A 17,215-nucleotide genomic window follows, 5' to 3' on the forward strand; every position below is an offset into this window, starting at 1 on the left:
TAAATGGCAACGGATGGACTTTATCTTTAATATTAATGCTGGAGTTGGTTTCACTATCGACAAAAGGTTTTAATCGGGCGAAATTATAATCATATCGACGTTGATTGTTCTTTTTTTGAATTTTTTTCCTGCGATAATTGCTGGCGGGCAACTCAGTTTCAACTCTGGCTTGAATTGATGTGTAATCAGAGCCTTCCGGAGTTTGCGCAATACCAGCACGCAACGGATTGAGGTCAACATAAGCCATGCAGGTGAGTAATGCTTGCTCATCAAGCAGTGCTTGCGCCTTAAAACGACCTTCCCAAAAGCGGCCCTTGCATTGATCTTCAGCGTTAGCGATTCGTGCCAAAGGTTCATTAATTGAGCGCATGAACCAGCTGATGGAATAAAGCCGCTCGCGGTAAATTGTATCGGCTGTTTCTTCGACCCATTGAAGCTGCGCCTGAGTAAGTAAACGATATTTGTTTGGATCTAAATAATCCTTCACCCAAGGATGGGCTTCAAATACCTTGCAGTATTGCAGCAGGACTTGCTTGATATTCCAGTTTTTTGCACGCTCAACATCTACATACAATACCAGATGATAGTGGTTAGACATGACTGCGTAAGCTGCAATATCGACTGCAAAAGCTTGGTTGAGGCGGTCAATTCGATCGACAATCCATTGGCGGCGGTGATCATAATTTTTGCGAAATTTTTTAAGCAGGGTAGGATCTTCTCCGCACAACCACCCACGGCGTACGCATCGATTCACTACGTGGAGAAATGGATTGGCTTTTGGATCATAGAGAATCGCTCTGGGTGCTGGCATGTTGTTAAATGGACTGCTTTTTCAAGCGCCGCTCCTGCAACTTCAACAGTTGTCAGAGATTAAAGCAAAGATACGTAGCTGTGAAATTGAAGTTTTTTTGTTTGTCATAAAGAAAATATTGGGTGGCGCATGCTTTCTCTAAAAAGCTTGCGAACAAGCACGGTTTATTCATACTCGAATAAGTTCTAACAATCGCAGGCACCGGATCGCAAATTTCGCCGCAGGCTCATTGGCTCACCGGTGTTGCTACCACGTTATATGCAGTCATGAATAGAGAAATCGAGCAAAAATACATAGATCAAATTCAATATGAAGAAGATATTGAGAAGATCTGCGAGATTGCAAAAGCATCGGATAATCCGTACTTTCTTCAGCAATATGCGATGAATTACAACTGGAATGATGGCTATGCTTTGCCCACAGTTATAGCAAACAATAAGCATTGTGATTTAGGTACTGCGGTCTCTCTGTTTTGGCTTGCTGAAGGAATGAGCTATTTCTTAAAAGAAGTAGAGCGAAATGAATACAACAATGAGTGGGCTGATTTCTGTGAATTGCTTGTCCGCAAACTAAACAATAACGATTATGCTTGTGGTCCGGTGAGTTTTAAACCAAATATAAATAAGCTCACTCTGTATAAATACAAAAAGGCAGATATTCCTTCTGTCTTGTATCAGGAAGTAAACGGAGCAAGCATATAACAAGATCGTGCAATCTGACCTCCGGCCACTGTCACCTTTTGTGCAAAAAACCGCACAAAAGGCGCCAGTAGCCTCCGGCAGTTGACGACGGCGTTATACGTGGTGAAGAATATGGAAGAATTCAACACAGATAGATTATTGAAAACTTTAGGTGCATTAATTAGTGTTTCTGATGCTGATTTGGTTGATGACCGAAAATGCTTCCCATGCAAAAGTGAACACCACGTTCATTACAAAGAAATACGAAATTGCTTTAAACAGATATTTGATGAGGTTGAGTATCCGTCAACTCGACAATTTCTTAATGAAGTTGAAGGGAAGGCTGAGAAATTCATAGTAATGAAATCAAAACTATATTCAGCCCCTAAGAAAAAGACTGAATATAAAAAAGAAGTTCTGGATATGCTTTGTTCAATGTCTACTATCCAGAAAGCTGAAAATTATGTGAATATACAGCATAAAACCTTGTACAAAAAAGCACTCGATAATATTAGAAAGTGTCATGAGGTATAACAAACGTATGTTGCATCTGAAAAATAACACGCCACCCATGATCCTAATTATATTCCAATCAAAAAATTTAATAACCGGGATAACTAAAAAACCTAGCGTTCGACGCGTTTTCAGCAACTGTTTTCTTCGTCTCGAATGCAATGGTACTAATTGATATCACGACGAAAACCAAAATTACACGCCACCCATGATCTCAATTATATTCCAATCAAAAAATTTAATAACCGGGATAACTAAAAAAATCTAGCGTTCGATGCGTTTGCAGCAACTGTTTTCTTCGCCTCGAATGCAATGGTGCTAATTGATATCACGACGAAAACCAGATTAACTCTGGTTATTTAAATTGCATCTGACTTTAAATCTTCTGACTTAAATCTACTCAATAAAATCGAGCATCAAGAAGGTGGTTGTTTTCCAAGTGGTGGTGTTTGCTGCCGCCAAGCTTCGGTTTGTTGCTTGACCCGCTCTTTAAACTGCTTGAGACTCAGCGCACTGCCCATTGCATGAGCAAACTGTCGTGCACTGGCCATCACATGACTGCGGCCACTCATGGCGCTTGCCCACCACGGAGCTTCGGTATCAATGTTTAGTCGTTCAAATATTGGTGGCAGGCTGCTATCCATGTGGTATTTTTTATCAGTGCGCGCCATGCGAGCACTGGTATCAACCAATTCCAGATAATCTTTTAATTTAAATGGCAACGGATGGACTTTATCTTTAATATTAATGCTGGAGTTGGTTTCACTATCGACAAAAGGTTTTAATCGGGCGAAATTATAATCATATCGACGTTGATTGTTCTTTTTTTGAATTTTTTTTCTGCGATAATTGCTGGCGGGCAACTCAGTTTCAACTCTGGCTTGAATTGATGTGTAATCAGAGCCTTCCGGAGTTTGCGCAATACCAGCACGCAACGGATTGAGGTTAAGGGTCGTGGAATAAAATAAACATCCTGTTTATCGAGGCACCGAACCTTATGTTGTATGTAGGTTTGATAAGCCTTCGGCGCAATCAGACACTTTTGGAACATATCGCCAGATGTCTGATTTGGTGCTCATCAAACCTACAATGTCTGGGACAATTTTAAATTTCTGAGCCCCTTAAACCACGACTGGTGCTGGCTTGTTGCCGATACCGGCAATGTTGAAATGTGCCAAATAGCGGTATGAAACGTAGCCCACTACCAGCGTTGCAATAAATAATTCAACCATGGCGCCGGTTTTTAATTGTTGCGCTAATTCAGCAGATAATGCGGTGGTTGCAATATAATCTCTGGCTTTAAATAATGCGGTTGCACTAATCACCATTGGAAAAGTAAAAGCAGCATAGCCGGGGCTAAAAGGCAGTCGGAGTAAATGCAAAAATGCCATGTAAATAACCATCGTCATTAATATCGCAATGCCAAGTAATGCGAGTACCAGCAACATGTGGGGTTGTTCAATAAAACTTAGATAGCCTGCCAAGCATAAGCTAGGTGGCGCAGCCATAATGGCAATGGTTGGCTTTGCTGTATCGGTAATGTTTTCAGCAAAAATTAACCGGTATAGCATCATTGGCAGCATGACAAAATAACAACTAATACCAAAAATCAGTAACCCATTTGCTAGGGTCGCTGCCGCAGCGTTAGGTAGGGTCAATACTGCAACAACCAATCCTACCGGCGGTACAAACCAGCTGGGCACCATGTGGATTAATTTAAATACTTTTATTCGGTTAAAGCTGAAAATACTAAGGAAAATTAGGTGTGAAGTTACCGCTAGATACCAAAGTGCAGCGCCTGCTTGTGGTGAAAATTTTACCAGAGATGCAGAAATTACCATGCTGGCCATCGCAAATGTTGGAATAACCGAGCCAATCACCGGGTGAGCTAACTCGCTCCACAGCACTTTCGGGTTGGTTACGAATTTAGCAAATATCAGCATTACGATGATGGCTGCAACGATTGCGCTAGCCAATTGCGCCATGCCATTAAGCGGTAATGCGTTCTCCCAACACCAACCAAGGCTGCCAATAGCTAAGGCTAATCCAGCAGAAGGGGTTGGGTATTTTGCGAGTTTTTCTTTCACGAGCCCTCTCACCACTATCACCAAAAAACAATAAACATATATTTTCTGGTTATGAGGTTAGCGATAGTTGGTTGTGCATGATATACAAACCTTTTGCATCAAGGGTTAAGTAAAATTGAACAGTCGTAATATCACCTTGAAACATCTAAGGGTTTTTACTGCAGTTGCCAAGCACAGTTCGCTGACCCGAGCCGCAGAGATGCTGCATATCACGAAATCAGCGGCGTCTATGGCGTTGCAAGATCTCGAGCGTCAGCTAGATCAACAGCTGTTCGAGCGATTGAAAAACCGTTTAGTCTTGAACAGCAATGGCGATCGACTTCGTCCACTGGCAGATGAATTGCTGCAGCGGTTAGAAACGATAGAATCGACGATGCAGAGTAAACAGTTAAATGGTGTGCTGCATATTGGTGCTAGTAAAACTATCGGCAATCATATTTTGCCGGCAATTTTGGGTGATTTCCTGCCGCAATATCAATGTGATCGACCCGAACTGGTTATCCACAACACAACGGTGCTGGAGAAAATGCTGCAGGCATTTGAATTGGATATGGCATTAATAGAAGGACAAGTTCAAAGTCCGATGCTAATAAGTACGCCATGGCATACTGATCGAATGTTGGTCATTGCGCCTCTAGGCCACCCATTGGCTAATCAGCAACCGCAACCTGCCAACATATTAGATGATCAAAATTGGGTGATGCGGGAAGCGAATTCAGGTACTCGGCAGCAGTTTTATCACCTATTGGAGCCAGCGCTGAGTTGTTGGCACTTGGCTTTAGAAATTAATACTAATGAAGCAGTTATTAATGCGGTGAGTAGTGGGTTAGGGCTTGGTTTTATCTCAAACCTAGCGGCCAAGGATGCGTTGAAAGCAGGTCGGATTTCGACGATTAACTTAACTTGTGCCACCGAACGACAATTTTACCTAGTGACTCATCGAGATAAGTATCAGGGTCCCTTTATGAAATGTTTCAATGAATTCTGTATTAATTGGGTGAATGATTGCTAGGTTGTTTTTAGTTAGATGGCTTTGCTCTTTGAGCATTTACTTCCCAATAAATAACGCTATTAAATTGGTCTGACAATTAAACATTTATTAAAATTGTTATTGGTCGGCTCACTCTCAAGCCATTTTATTCGGTGTGTTTTTTAGGTTGATCGGTTCAATTATTTTAATGTTTATCGGCAAGTTATTTTAGATAAGTCAAGCTAAACATGGTTTTAATTATCATTGATGCAACCTTTTGTTTGTATTAGTTTGTTGTTGGTTTTGATAGTAGGTGGCTAGAAAACTATCGAGTGTAAGTTGAAATCAGTTGATAGTTAGAATACGAATAATAAATCGCAGGTTAAGAATATTCCTATATAAGACTTATAGTTATTTTGATTTATTGGTCTTGCCATTGCCAAGTTCAGAGTTTAAGTAGAAGTTTTGTAGCTTAACAATTGTAATGTTTGATTGAGCTTGTTTAGTAAAATCAAGCCTGAATTGATTACAGTCACTTGAGTCGTTGACTGGGGTCAGCTTATCCAAAATAAGACGGCTTACCCTGTGTAAACCTAAGAAATTTGGACGTGTCTTAGCTTTTGAGTCACACAAGCTAGGGCGCAACATCAGCACAGTTACTGGGTTTTAATTATGAAAACGAATATTCTGATACTAAATTGCGGCAGCTCTTCTTTAAAGTTTGCTGTCATTGATCCTACCTCAGAGCAAGAATTTATTTCTGGCTTAGCAGAGCGTCTGGGTTCTCCAGAAGCTGTGATTGTTTCAAAATTCCAAGGCGAAAAAACGACCATTAATATTGCTGATGAAGCACATGATGGCGCGATTGCAGGCGTTTTGGATGTTCTGAAAGAAAAAGGTTTGTTCGATACTATCGCAGCCGTTGGACACCGCGTTGTTCACGGTGGTGAAGCATTTACTGCTTCTACTTTGGTTGCTGAAGATGTAAAGAAAGCCATCAGCGATTGCATTCCTTTGGCACCACTGCACAACCCTGCGAACCTGTTGGGTATCGAAGCTGCAGAAAAGCATTTCCCAGGTCTGCCTCAAGCAGCGGTATTTGATACTGCATTCCACCAGACTATGCCTGCACAAGCTTATTTGTATCCAGTGCCTTATGAGTACTACACAGACTTAGGTCTGCGTAAGTACGGCTTCCACGGCACTAGCTACCGTTTCATTACTGCTAGCGCATGTGAAATGCTGGGTCGTAAGACTGAAGAAACTGCACTGCTGATTGCTCACTTGGGTAACGGTGCATCTGCAGCAGCAGTACTGAATGGCGAAGGCGTTGATACCACTATGGGTCTGACACCTCTGGACGGCCTGATGATGGGTACTCGTTCAGGTTCTGTTGATCCAAATATCTTTACTTTCCTTCGTGACCAGAAAGGCTATAGCCTGGATGAAGTTGCGTCAGTACTGAATAAGAAGTCTGGCTTGTTAGGTCTGTCTCAAATTTCTAACGACTGCCGCGCAGTTGAAGAAGCGGCTGCTGAAGGTAGTAAGCAAGCGCTGTTGACTCTGGACGTATATTGCTACGTTCTGGCTAAGCAATTAGCTGGTTTAGCGATTGGCTTAGGTCGTATCGACGCATTGGTATTCACCGGCGGTATTGGTGAGAACTCTGAGCTGATTCGCCGTAAGGTTGTTGAGCTGATGGGTATCTTCGGCTTCAAACTAGACAACGATTTGAACCTGAAGCAGCGTTTTGGTGCTGAAGGCGTGATCACTGCTGAAAGTGGTCCGGTTGCTATGGTTGTTAGCACCAACGAAGAATTAATGATCGCTCGCGATACTGCTAGCTTGATCAAGTAATGATTTCCAGCTGACCAGATTATTCTGGTCGCTGGTTTGAATGACTATAAGCGCCCGTAGCTGAAAATCTACGGGCGTTTTTTTATGCCTTTTAAATAGATTCACTCAATTTTTGCCGCTAAAAAATGGTCAGCCTGCCGGCTCAGTTTCCAAGCTACCTGCTAGCCTTTGTTGTGCTCACTATAAAACGCTACAAATACTTAGTGGTTCTAATCAGTATCTGAAGTGTCGAGCAAAAAAATAAGGTAAGTCCATACTATCAAGCAGCTTAAACATTTTCGGTTTGAAGGATCAGATTGTTTGTTCAATTAATCACCAGTGCTGCCAGAATTCCTGTGGCTGAAAGGTGCTAGTGATTGTGTCATCGATGATCGTTTCCAGCTCTGGAATTCATTGCTATTTAAAGAGAAGTAATTAAGACAAAGGATTGGCTTATGCGACTTTTACACCCTAAGAGAACCTACTGTATCTGGTTTACCGGCTTACCTGGTGCCGGTAAAAGCAGATTGGCTCATTTGGTTGAGCGATATCTTAAATCTGAATGGCTACCTTGCTTTCTGCTTGACGAACATAATTTACGGCAAGGTCTAAGTAGCGATTTAACCCATCAGCAATACTCTGAAGCCACGCGAAGAATCTCCGAAACCAGTCGCTTAATGAATCAATCGGGCATGATTACTTTAGTCAGTGATTTCTCTCCCTATGCTGAAGATCGCCGCCGAGCGCGGCAAATTCACCCTCCTGGACAATTCTTTGAAGTGTTTGTCGATACGCCAGCAGAAGTGTGCCAACAGCGAGCGAAGCAAGGCAAATTTTGGATGGGTGATGGTCGTAATTACCAGCCACCAGAAAATCCTGAGGTAGCTGTTTTAACGGGGAAATGGAGCGAACAGGAATCGTTGGATTACTTATTAAAAAAATTACCGATTAGGGATGCTAAGGCAGTGAGTGTTTGATGTTGTACCGTAAATAAAAAGGAGTTTTGGTTGTGAGTCATCATGTATTGAATGTTAAGCAACGCGTTGGCTTTATTCAGAGAGCGCTTGCTAGCACTGAATTAGGTCAACAAGAACCTTTCCAGTCTTTTTTTTCGATTGATTACACTGATGCTCATTGGTTAGAGTACCTAACTTACGTTGCTCTATTTGATTTGATTCTCTCCCCTCAAGCAAACGCAGCATCATTGCTTCATCAAGTTGGAAATATAAAATTATTTACAGAGAATGATATAGTTCATGAATTAAAAGAAAAATTATTAAAGTCGAATCCCTCTGAAATAGAATTAAATAAATTAAGGAAGACGTTTGCTTGTGAGCGTTATTATATTGACAGCAAACTTTTTAATAAACCTCCGCCAGTAAATAAACCAGGTGAAAAGTGCATTCACCGAATATGGTTAGGAGGTGATGTATCAGATGATATGATGACATCGATAGCAGCAGCAAATGTCAATATCATGTCACGATGGAAGGGTGTTAAGGCGACCAGGCACTATCTTTGGACAAATAATAAAAAAATGATTTCTGGTGCATTAAAAAATTCTATTTTTCAGATAAGAGATATCCAAGAATTGCTATTATTCTCTGAAAAAAAAGAAAGTCATTTATTTAAACTTTCTGTCGCATGTTTGCATCTCATTGAAAGAAAAGAGTTTGCTCATGCAGTAGACATCTTGAGGTTGTTGGCACTTTACAAGTATGGAGGGCTTTATCTGGATTTCAGCTTTCACAATAGTGCACCGATTGTTACCCGAGATATTGACCTTCAGATCGATGGACCAGACCTCTGGTGCTTCAACCCTGTCCAGAGCGATAATATGCTACTAACACAGGACTTTACATCTTCAGCATTTGAAGTTGATAGTAGAACAATTCCTACATTCAATTTAAATCAGCATGCAACCCTTAGATCCAACAACGCGGGTTTTGAAGCGCGCTATCCATATTTTGAAAATAGTGTTTTGTATGCAGGGTCAATTGGCTCGAAATTTATCGGTTCTGCTTTAAATTATGTCGGAAAAATAGTCAATGATCACTTTTTTAAGCTCAATTTCACTCATCATTTAAATAATTTGTTGAATCCGGGTTTTCATGAATACTTAGATTTAGATCCATTAGCCTATGCCTTGTTCGCCAATCACAGCTTTGAAATGTTGACGATTATGCTTGGCCAGGTGCCGACCATTGATCCTCAATCAATAAGAAACTCTTCATCTATATATTTAGATGGTAAAAATTATATTTTAGGATTAGATGTATCGTTAAAGCCTTCTGCATCCATCGAAATTGATTTTGATAAAAGTTGGAATGTTTTTAATCGTAGAGTAGGAAAACATTTTTTATGGAGAGACATGGGAGTAGTCAAATATGGGCGTGGCAGTTGGATGAAACAACACAAACGGCCATCTAATGAGTGTTAGCTCTCAAATCAAATATACGGCTATCAATGAATTGTTCGATGAAAATATTAGCAGCGTTATTGGATGCTTTTTTAGTTGAAGCGAGATCTTTTAGACACAAAAAAGCCCCGCACTAGCGAGGCTTGAATGTGGTGGCCGGAGACAGAATCGAACTGCCGACACGAGGATTTTCAATCCTCTGCTCTACCAACTGAGCTATCCGGCCCGAAGGCTGATGGTCGTACGGTCTTGCGAAAAACACGTTTTTACAAAGCGTTAAAACGAATTTCTAAAATGTGGTGGCCGGAGACAGAATCGAACTGCCGACACGAGGATTTTCAATCCTCTGCTCTACCAACTGAGCTATCCGGCCGAGGCGGGGCGTATTAAACCGATTTGTTGCGGCTTCGTCAACCCCTGAATAGGGCAATTGTTACCAGTGGTATGCCAAATCTTTGATTGATACCGCTATTCTTCTGGCGGTTTGTAACCATCAATCTTCACTTCCTTGCCTTCAAACAAATAGCCCTTCATTTGCTCAGTCAGGAACTGGCGAGCCTTGAGTTCAATCAGGCTCAGGCGATATTCGTTGATCAGCATGGTTTGCTGAGTCATCCAATCCATCCAGGCTTGCTTACTGATCTGTTCAAAGACCTTCTTACCCAGTTCTCCTGGTAGAGGAGGGCGAGCTAATCCTTCCAGCTCTTTACCAAGACGCGCGCATTGAACCATTCGAGTCATAAGCCTAATACCTTGAAAAAATCTCTCGGCAACACTTATACCAGAGCGCTGGAGGAAATTCAGCCATAACAATGATCAGGATTAAGCTGTTGCGCCAACGGCCCACTCAGTAGCGTTGGCGAACAGCCTGAGTGATCTACTGAAAAATCGGCGACTGCAGCGCCTCAATTAGCTTGCGAACTGGAGTCGGTAAGCCAGCTTGAAGCACTTTGTCGGCAGCGAGCCAATACCAATGATCTTCTGCGACAAAGTTTGCATTGGCTTTTACTTCTATTTGCACCGGAGTAATCGTCAGATCAAAGTGAGTGAACTTGTGCAGCATCGGTTGCCAAGCCAAGGGTTCACTGGAGCATTGCAGCTGCAGCTGTTTGGTAAATTCTGCCAGTGATTGTTGGTTGTCGATTTGCGGTAGACACATTAAACCGCCCCAAATACCACTGGGTGGGCGTTTTTCTAATAAAATTTTCCCTTGAGGATTTACCAAAATCAGCATGTGGCAGCTTTTGGCCGGTTTGGCTTTTTTAGGCTTAGGCGTAGGTAATTGGCTTTGTAAGTCTTCAGCCTTTGCCTGACAACTTTCTGCAATGGGGCACTCTGTACATTTCGGCTTACTACGCGTGCAGACCATGGCCCCAAGATCCATCATTGCTTGAGTGTAATCAGCGGCACAATGGCTTGGCGTTAACTGCTCTGCGTGTTGCCATAGGACTTTTTGCACCTTTGCCGATCCGGTCCAGCCTTCGACTGCGAAGTAACGGGCCAGCACCCGTTTGACATTGCCATCAAGAATGGCGGCGGGGCGGTTAAATGCCTGGCTGACAATCGCATTGGCAGTCGAGCGGCCGATGCCGGGCAGTTGTTCTAATAATTCGGCAATATCAGGGAGTGCACCCTGATATTGGCTAGCGACTTGCTGTGCGCATTTATGCAGATTTCTAGCGCGAGCGTAATAGCCCAAGCCACTCCACAACGCTAACACCTGATCAATATCGCTGTTGGCTAAATCCGCCAGCGTAGGAAAGCGAGCGATGAACTTTTCAAAGTAAGGGATCACGGTAGCGACTTGCGTCTGTTGCAGCATAATTTCTGAAAGCCAGACGTGATAACCGGTTCTTGGTTCATGCCAAGGCAGATCTTTCCGGCCGTGTTGCTGATACCAGCTTAATACTTGATCGGCGAATAATGGGGCAGGTACGCTCACGACGATTTACTCTTTTTAATATAGGGAATATCAGGCAATTAAGACTGCCTGATATTTAAATGCTGATAGTTGATAAATAGTGGCTAGGTGCTGAGGTATTACTTAGCAGTTTATTTTTTTAGTGCTTTTTAAACCAGCGGCCAATTTCTTTACTCAATTTATTTTTCGCTTTTTCCAATGCTAAATTGCCGAGCGCTTTATTGAGGGTTTTCTGATCTAACGCTACCGCTAATGCATCCGGTTTTCCGGAAACAGTAATCGGTAATGGGATTTTTGATAAATTACTGCCTGGGTCACAAGCGGCATCGCTACTGCGATTGAGTTGTGCTTGTAACTGCAGGTTAATCATCGGTTGAAGGAGATCAAATCCTCCTTTTCCAGACAATTCAACGCCAGGAATGCCAAATTGCATTTGCTGGGTGTGAGCTTGGCCATCGGCCAATGCCAGTTGTAGCTGTAATTGTTTGAAATCAGTTTGCTGGCTGTTCTGTACATCGAGTGGTTTTTTACGTACCGCAGCAATGCCCTTACATAATTGATACTGTAAATCGATACCGTTTAAGATGCCTTGTTCCATCGATAAAGCCGCGTTTCCGATAGCAGAAGCGAGTAATGCCTGATCGGTAGTGCCCTTAGCATTTATCTTGGCAGATAAATCAATTTCTCCGTTTAAATGAAAACGGTTTTCCAGACTATTTTTCTGCTGTGTATTATTGGTTTTTTCTGTTGAGCTCGCTTGCAGGTCTTTTAATAGCGCGCCAATAGCAACTTGTTTTAATTGTGCATCGAGCGCTAATTGCAACGGCTGTTGCTGGTTATTAATTTTACTGGTGAGTAATAGTTGCCCTTGATAAAAATCTGCAGAAAAAGGAGCAATTTTCCATATGTCGTTCTGATGGCTGAAATCCAGTGAAAGATTGTCAACGGTAATGCCATTGGCGATCAACTTTCCCAGTTCAACATGACCGGTTAGCTGAATCGGCAGTTTGGGCAATTGAATCGGCGTGGCTTTTTCAGTATCAGCTGACGGTTGTTCGATTGATGGTGTGGATGATTTTTGCGACACCGCTTCTAGCTGCTCCTTTTGCGAGCGGGAATCAGTCGGTGAATTGGCCAGCAGCAACTGATCCATTGTCAGCGATAACTGCAGGTTTGGTTGGTCAAAACCTTTGAGTTGGATGGTGCCTGAAAATTTACTTGGGCTGTCAGGTGCTGCTTGAAAGTCCAGCTGCCCGTTTAGGTTCGTGCTTTGAATATTCTGCTGGGCAAGATCCATTTTCCAGCTTTGATTTAAGCTGAGTTTTAGATCTGGTGTTGTCGCTTCAATAAAAGCGACAACTTCAAATGGTTGCTGAAGTGAAACTTGTTCAGCAGCCAGTTCCGGTATTTTTAATGCTAAGGCAATCGGTTGATCCATCGCTTCATACCAATTGATTTCAATATTTCGCATTTGAAATTGTTGCAGTAGCCACTGTTGGCTCCAGTCATTGGCGTTATTGCTGTCATTGCTAATATCGTCTGTTGATGAAGCAACGGTTGGTTGCTCAGCGGTCGATGACTCTTGTGTCGGTGTGGCGTGAATGTGCCAATTTAACTGGCCATCGGGCTGCGGATAAAAATTAAGTTTGGCCCCTTCGATCGTCAGCTGTTCGACTTGAAGCTGACCAGAGAATAAAGGACCAATCGCAACTTTGAGCAATAGCTTATCTAACGTTCCCATATCCACAGTGGATGGGTGTTTTGGATCGCTTATTTGCAGTTTTTCTATTTGCAGCCCAAGGCTAGGCAAAAAGTTTGGACGGATATTCCCTTGAATATCTAACTGCAAGCCGGTTGCTTTTAGTACTTGATCAGCAATGGTTTGCTTGTGCTGGTTCAAATCCAGCATCGACAAAGCAATGATCCCAGCTAAAAGGGTTAGTGCAATCAGAGAAAATAGAGTCAGCAATGTTTTACGAAGCATCTTGTTATGGTCTTTCCCGGAAAAAGGGTTGTTTAAAAAGCCAGTGTTGAAGCGGGTTCAGTGTACCAGCGAGTGATCTCTGATCACCAGTCGTCAATAGGTGTTTAATCTGTCTTCTGAAAAGAATGCCAGATAACCTATTGATAAATATGTGAATTGGTTCCGGTTGATTTAATTATCAACTGCCACACTAGCTTCAAGAAATGATTCAGTGTTGAGAACCGAAGGTAATAATGCCCTGCTTAATGGCTTGGCTGATTTCTGGGTGAATAGCCTACGCTGATACTGGCACATATTCTGAAGCGGTGATGAGAATGAAACGAGCTGAATTTAAAGCCAAGTTGACGGATCTTTTGACCCAGTCAGTAGACGGTTTAGGTAAGCGTGACAAGTTAGAGTATGTACGAGATATCTTATCGTGTGGTGAAACAGGTGGTCATCGTTTATTGCAAGCTCGTGATGAGGTTGTTGAAGGTGCCCGAGTGAAGCATGCGGAATTTTCGATGCAAGATGTTTCTAGAGCACACCCAGATTTATCTTTAGAGGCTGTAGAACCAACGGAAACTAAAGTATCCAACCAGCCAGAACTAGAAGGGCAGGAAATCTCTAAAAAGACAGAGCTTAATTTTTCATCAGATAGTCTGAGTCTGGCGCCTTTGCCAGATAATCCAAACTGGGATGGTTTAGAACGCCGTAAACATTCCGACCGTAGAGATAATACCGACCGTAGAACGCGAGTGCGTTTTGCCAGTGGTAAGCTGAGTGATCGAAGAGCTTACCGAGAACGTCGTCAGAATTGGCCTCCGGCGGATTAATATGGCGCTGTAAAATATTTGAAATGAATAAATCCGGTGATTCAATCATCGGATTTTTTTTGCTCGTAATTCTTGGCGTCGTTGTGTTGGTTATGATGCTTTTACTCATCGGCCAGTTTTTGGGCGCTACTTACAAAGATAAATACGATGTTGGCAAGCCTTACAAGTGGTGAAATTCGATAGAAATCTCAGCCGAACGAGCGATGTAAATTACTCAATGAAGGTGCTCAATCGATAAGAACTGGTTATAATCCGCCGCCTTTGATTTCTCTATTTCTGTTTGGCACACCCTTTAGGGATTGATATGCCAGACCTCAGCCAAGAAGTACCCATGAGCACTGATCAGAATAATACCGAAGAAAATACCAGCCAAGAAAATACTGTCCAAGAGAAGCGTTTGCGTAAAATCCGCAGCTTTGTTTTGCGCGAAGGCCGTATGACCCCGGGCCAACAACGTGGATTAGATACTGTTTTTCCAAAGTATGGTCGCAGTGTTGAGCAAGGGGCTGTTGAGTTGGACCAGTGGTTTGCTCGTAGCGGTAGCCAACGGGTATTGGAAATTGGTTTTGGCATGGGCGCTTCATTGTTGGAGATGGCGCAGGCTGAGCCGGATGTTGATTTTATTGGTATCGAAGTGCATAAACCGGGTGTGGGTCATTTGCTGAATGACGCGATTAAAGCAGATGTCACCAATCTGCGAGTCTATGCCGAAGATGCAGTCGAAGTGCTCAATCAATGCATTGCCGATCAATCGATTGATCGCTTGCAGTTATATTTCCCAGATCCATGGCATAAAAAGCGTCATAACAAGCGCCGCATTGTTCAGCCTGAATTTGTTCAAACCATTCGTAACAAATTGAAAATTGGTGGTCAGTTCCATTTGGCAACCGATTGGGAAAACTATGCCGAGCATATGATGGAAGTAATGGAAGTGGCTGAAGGTTATGTGAATAACCAGGGTGAAAAGCAATATACCCCTCGTCCAGATTGGCGTCCATTAACCAAATTTGAAAACCGTGGCCATCGTTTGGGGCATGGCGTTTGGGATTTAATTTACCGTCGTGAAAGTTAGTAAGTGATTATCTGATGGATTGGAAAGTATTTATTAGTGTTTTTGGTGCGGTATTTATTGCTGAGCTGGGTGATAAAACTCAACTAGCCACCATGTTATTTGCTGCAGACAAAGATGTAAGTAAGTGGACTGTGTTTGCCGGTGCTTCTGCTGCATTAATTGTTGCATCGGCCATTGGCGTATTGGCGGGCAGTTTTCTTAGCGAATATATTAATGAACGCTATTTAAATTATGCAGCAGGCGTAGGTTTTATTGCGATCGGTTTATGGACGTTGTTACGATCATAATTGCTAATGTATAAAATTAAAAAACCGGAAGTTATTTAATTTCCGGTTTTTTTTATGTTTTTAAAAACTGCCCAGATTCCTGCTTTTTAGCTCAATAACCCTTGCTAATACAGGCGATATACTTTTACTGGCAGAATAAGCCAAACCGATTCTTCTAAACATTCTTGGGCCATCAATGCGGCGTATTTCCAAATCAGGTGTATTTTCCAACATACCGTCCGGTAAAAAAGAAATACCGAGGCCAGCTTGTACTAAATTCTTCACCTGAGCTTTATGTTCGGCTTTAGCGACCATATTTAAACGTAAGCCACTGCAAGCTAACAGGCTGACCGTTTGCTGATGGGCTTCGCAAGGCGGACACTCGATAAAATCAAATTCATGCAACTGTTCTGGTTTCACTGTTTCTTGTTGTGCTAACGGGTGATCTGGCGGGCAGCACAACAAATAATCTTCTTCCCATAATGGCAAAAAAATCTCATCTTCTTTTTTTAAAATATCCAGCGTCAAAGTGGCATCGGCACTTTGTGTATGATCCAGCAACTCCAGCGCTAAATAATCAATATCTTGATAGACCGACGCTAACAATTGTGCCAATCGAGATGGGCTAAGATCAGGAAAGACACCAAGCGATAGCGGCTGGTTCTGCGACCTTTCTTTAAACAATTCTGGCAATCGAGTCGCATCGTTGATCAATCGTCGCGCCATTGGATAGAGGTAGTGAGCTTCTTCGGTGAGAGCAACGCCTTTTTTGTGCCGAATAAAGAGTTGCGAACTCAATTCTTGCTCTAACTGTTTAAGGCCGGCTGACAATGAAGGCTGTGAGATAAAGCAGCGATTGGCTGCCCGAGTGATGTTCTTTTCTTCATAGGTCGCGATGAAAAATTTCAGTAATCGAAGATCCATAGGTACAGCCTTTGATAAACCCCGGAAATAAATATTTTAACTGTTTTTGGCAGTCAGGTACTGTGTGTTTGGTCTGATTAACTATTAGGAAAAATTATTATGAGTAAGCCACTGGTTGTTATTACTGGCGCAAGTTCCGGTATCGGTGAAGCTATTGCCCGTCAAATGAGCGCAGCGGGTCATCCATTATTATTAGTTGCACGCCGTCTGGAAAAGCTAGAAGCACTGGGTTTGCCAAATACTATATGTCGTAAAGTCGATGTGACCGACAGACATGCTCTGGTTGCTGCAGTGACGGAAGCTGAAGCAGCATACGGCCCAGTAGATTGCTTAGTAAATAATGCCGGTTTGATGCAGTTGGGTACAGCAGATACTCAAGATCCTGCCGAGTGGGACAACATGATCGACATCAACCTGAAAGGTATGTTGTACGGTATTCATGCGGTTCTGTCAGGAATGAAGGCACGTAAGACCGGTACTATTTTTAACGTTAGCTCGGTTGCGGGTATTAAAGGCTTCCCAGCTCATGTTGCTTATTGCGGCACCAAGTTTGGCGTCCATGGTTTAACGGAAACCCTGCGTGAAGAAGTGTCTGCAGATGGTATTCGGGTGATTGTTGTTGCACCAGGTGCAGTTGAAACTGAACTGTTAGGCCATACCACTTCTGATGAAATCATTTCTGGCTATGAAGACTGGAAAACCAGCATTGGTGGTGCGATTTCAACCAAAGATATCGCGGACTGCGTCACGTTTGCTTATCAAATGCCACAAAACGTTTGTGTGCGTGAATTGGTGGTTGCTGCAACAGGCCAGACTGCTTAATAGTTTTTTAAAACCATTAAAGTGCTGTCAGAAAACCCAACCAGATCATTGTTAATTCAATGATCTGGTTTTGTTTTTTCAGAGGTGACTGAAAC

17 protein-coding genes and 2 tRNA genes are annotated in these 17,215 nt (G+C 42.6%); 10 read left to right on the forward strand and 9 right to left on the reverse strand.

Annotated elements, in window-relative coordinates; all coding sequences use genetic code 11:
- The coding region (locus DC094_RS20675) for a hypothetical protein (RefSeq protein ID WP_178030947.1) at positions 1-811 on the reverse strand (811 nt) is incomplete at its 3' end.
- 266 nt (positions 812-1,077) lie between these two features.
- On the opposite strand from DC094_RS20675, the gene DC094_RS20680 reads away from it, so the two are divergent.
- Positions 1,078-1,512: a DUF4274 domain-containing protein gene (locus tag DC094_RS20680; RefSeq protein WP_116689029.1), complete on the forward strand. Its 435-nt coding sequence runs from the start codon at positions 1,078-1,080 to the stop codon at positions 1,510-1,512.
- 111 nt (positions 1,513-1,623) lie between these two features.
- The gene (locus DC094_RS20685; RefSeq protein ID WP_116689030.1) at positions 1,624-2,025 is read left to right on the forward strand and encodes a hypothetical protein; all 402 of its coding nucleotides are present in this window, start codon (positions 1,624-1,626) and stop codon (positions 2,023-2,025) included.
- Between the two features lie 395 nt (positions 2,026-2,420).
- On the opposite strand, the gene DC094_RS20690 is transcribed toward DC094_RS20685, so the two are convergent.
- Complete coding sequence (locus DC094_RS20690; protein WP_116689031.1) at positions 2,421-2,939, reverse strand: hypothetical protein; 519 nt, start codon at positions 2,937-2,939, stop codon at positions 2,421-2,423.
- Positions 2,940-3,125: 186 nt separating this feature from the next.
- Positions 3,126-4,091 (reverse strand): TDT family transporter, encoded by a 966-nt coding sequence (locus tag DC094_RS20695; protein WP_241504100.1) that lies wholly within the window; start codon positions 4,089-4,091, stop codon positions 3,126-3,128.
- Between the two features lie 115 nt (positions 4,092-4,206).
- Between DC094_RS20695 and DC094_RS20700 the strand changes: the two genes are divergently transcribed.
- The 4 genes from DC094_RS20700 to DC094_RS20715 all read left to right on the forward strand — a co-directional run bounded on the left by DC094_RS20700 (position 4,207) and on the right by DC094_RS20715 (position 9,337).
- The gene (locus tag DC094_RS20700; RefSeq protein WP_116689033.1) at positions 4,207-5,103 is read left to right on the forward strand and encodes a LysR family transcriptional regulator; all 897 of its coding nucleotides are present in this window, start codon (positions 4,207-4,209) and stop codon (positions 5,101-5,103) included.
- Positions 5,104-5,733: 630 nt separating this feature from the next.
- Positions 5,734-6,918, forward strand: a complete 1,185-nt coding sequence (locus tag DC094_RS20705; protein WP_116689034.1) for an acetate kinase — start codon at positions 5,734-5,736, stop codon at positions 6,916-6,918.
- 434 nt (positions 6,919-7,352) lie between these two features.
- Positions 7,353-7,874, forward strand: a complete 522-nt coding sequence (locus DC094_RS20710) for an adenylyl-sulfate kinase (protein ID WP_116689035.1) — start codon at positions 7,353-7,355, stop codon at positions 7,872-7,874.
- Between the two features lie 32 nt (positions 7,875-7,906).
- Complete coding sequence (locus DC094_RS20715; RefSeq protein ID WP_116689036.1) at positions 7,907-9,337, forward strand: TcdA/TcdB catalytic glycosyltransferase domain-containing protein; 1,431 nt, start codon at positions 7,907-7,909, stop codon at positions 9,335-9,337.
- 129 nt (positions 9,338-9,466) lie between these two features.
- On the opposite strand, the gene DC094_RS20720 is transcribed toward DC094_RS20715, so the two are convergent.
- The 5 genes from DC094_RS20720 to DC094_RS20740 all read right to left on the reverse strand — a co-directional run bounded on the left by DC094_RS20720 (position 9,467) and on the right by DC094_RS20740 (position 13,221).
- Positions 9,467-9,542 (reverse strand) — tRNA-Phe (locus DC094_RS20720).
- 71 nt (positions 9,543-9,613) lie between these two features.
- A tRNA-Phe gene (locus DC094_RS20725) sits at positions 9,614-9,689 on the reverse strand.
- Positions 9,690-9,784: 95 nt separating this feature from the next.
- A complete protein-coding gene (locus DC094_RS20730) occupies positions 9,785-10,057 on the reverse strand; it encodes an oxidative damage protection protein (RefSeq protein WP_116689037.1) in 273 nt (90 codons plus the stop codon).
- Between the two features lie 136 nt (positions 10,058-10,193).
- Positions 10,194-11,258, reverse strand: a complete 1,065-nt coding sequence (gene mutY / locus DC094_RS20735; protein ID WP_116689038.1) for an A/G-specific adenine glycosylase — start codon at positions 11,256-11,258, stop codon at positions 10,194-10,196.
- A 118-nt stretch (positions 11,259-11,376) separates the two neighbouring features.
- A complete protein-coding gene (locus tag DC094_RS20740; protein ID WP_116689039.1) occupies positions 11,377-13,221 on the reverse strand; it encodes an AsmA family protein in 1,845 nt (614 codons plus the stop codon).
- Between the two features lie 314 nt (positions 13,222-13,535).
- Between DC094_RS20740 and DC094_RS20745 the strand changes: the two genes are divergently transcribed.
- The 3 genes from DC094_RS20745 to DC094_RS20755 all read left to right on the forward strand — a co-directional run bounded on the left by DC094_RS20745 (position 13,536) and on the right by DC094_RS20755 (position 15,395).
- Complete coding sequence (locus DC094_RS20745) at positions 13,536-14,036, forward strand: hypothetical protein (protein WP_116689040.1); 501 nt, start codon at positions 13,536-13,538, stop codon at positions 14,034-14,036.
- A gap of 331 nt (positions 14,037-14,367) precedes the next feature.
- On the forward strand, positions 14,368-15,108 hold the full coding sequence (gene trmB, locus DC094_RS20750; protein WP_116689095.1) for a tRNA (guanosine(46)-N7)-methyltransferase TrmB: 741 nt from the start codon (positions 14,368-14,370) through the stop codon (positions 15,106-15,108).
- A gap of 14 nt (positions 15,109-15,122) precedes the next feature.
- Positions 15,123-15,395, forward strand: a complete 273-nt coding sequence (locus DC094_RS20755; RefSeq protein WP_116689041.1) for a TMEM165/GDT1 family protein — start codon at positions 15,123-15,125, stop codon at positions 15,393-15,395.
- 60 nt (positions 15,396-15,455) lie between these two features.
- Here the strand turns inward: DC094_RS20755 and DC094_RS20760 are convergent, their stop codons facing one another.
- Positions 15,456-16,298 (reverse strand): LysR family transcriptional regulator, encoded by an 843-nt coding sequence (locus DC094_RS20760; RefSeq protein ID WP_116689042.1) that lies wholly within the window; start codon positions 16,296-16,298, stop codon positions 15,456-15,458.
- 99 nt (positions 16,299-16,397) lie between these two features.
- Here DC094_RS20760 and DC094_RS20765 point away from each other — a divergent pair, with 99 nt between their 5' ends.
- A complete protein-coding gene (locus DC094_RS20765) occupies positions 16,398-17,120 on the forward strand; it encodes an SDR family oxidoreductase (RefSeq protein WP_116689043.1) in 723 nt (240 codons plus the stop codon).
- Positions 17,121-17,215 lie beyond the last annotated feature (95 nt).

Source organism: Pelagibaculum spongiae (genome assembly GCF_003097315.1).
Taxonomy (GTDB): Bacteria; Pseudomonadota; Gammaproteobacteria; order Enterobacterales; family Pelagibaculaceae; genus Pelagibaculum; species Pelagibaculum spongiae.

Coding starts and splice junctions, on each gene's coding strand:
- DC094_RS20680 (WP_116689029.1), top strand. CDS start 1,078: ATGAATAGAGAAATCGAGCAAAAATACATAGATCAAATTCAATATGAA.
- DC094_RS20685 (WP_116689030.1), top strand. CDS start 1,624: ATGGAAGAATTCAACACAGATAGATTATTGAAAACTTTAGGTGCATTA.
- DC094_RS20705 (WP_116689034.1), top strand. CDS start 5,734: ATGAAAACGAATATTCTGATACTAAATTGCGGCAGCTCTTCTTTAAAG.
- DC094_RS20710 (WP_116689035.1), top strand. CDS start 7,353: ATGCGACTTTTACACCCTAAGAGAACCTACTGTATCTGGTTTACCGGC.
- DC094_RS20730 (WP_116689037.1), bottom strand. CDS start 10,057: ATGACTCGAATGGTTCAATGCGCGCGTCTTGGTAAAGAGCTGGAAGGA.
- DC094_RS20740 (WP_116689039.1), bottom strand. CDS start 13,221: ATGCTTCGTAAAACATTGCTGACTCTATTTTCTCTGATTGCACTAACC.
- DC094_RS20745 (WP_116689040.1), top strand. CDS start 13,536: ATGAAACGAGCTGAATTTAAAGCCAAGTTGACGGATCTTTTGACCCAG.
- trmB (WP_116689095.1), top strand. CDS start 14,368: ATGAGCACTGATCAGAATAATACCGAAGAAAATACCAGCCAAGAAAAT.
- DC094_RS20755 (WP_116689041.1), top strand. CDS start 15,123: ATGGATTGGAAAGTATTTATTAGTGTTTTTGGTGCGGTATTTATTGCT.
- DC094_RS20760 (WP_116689042.1), bottom strand. CDS start 16,298: ATGGATCTTCGATTACTGAAATTTTTCATCGCGACCTATGAAGAAAAG.
- DC094_RS20765 (WP_116689043.1), top strand. CDS start 16,398: ATGAGTAAGCCACTGGTTGTTATTACTGGCGCAAGTTCCGGTATCGGT.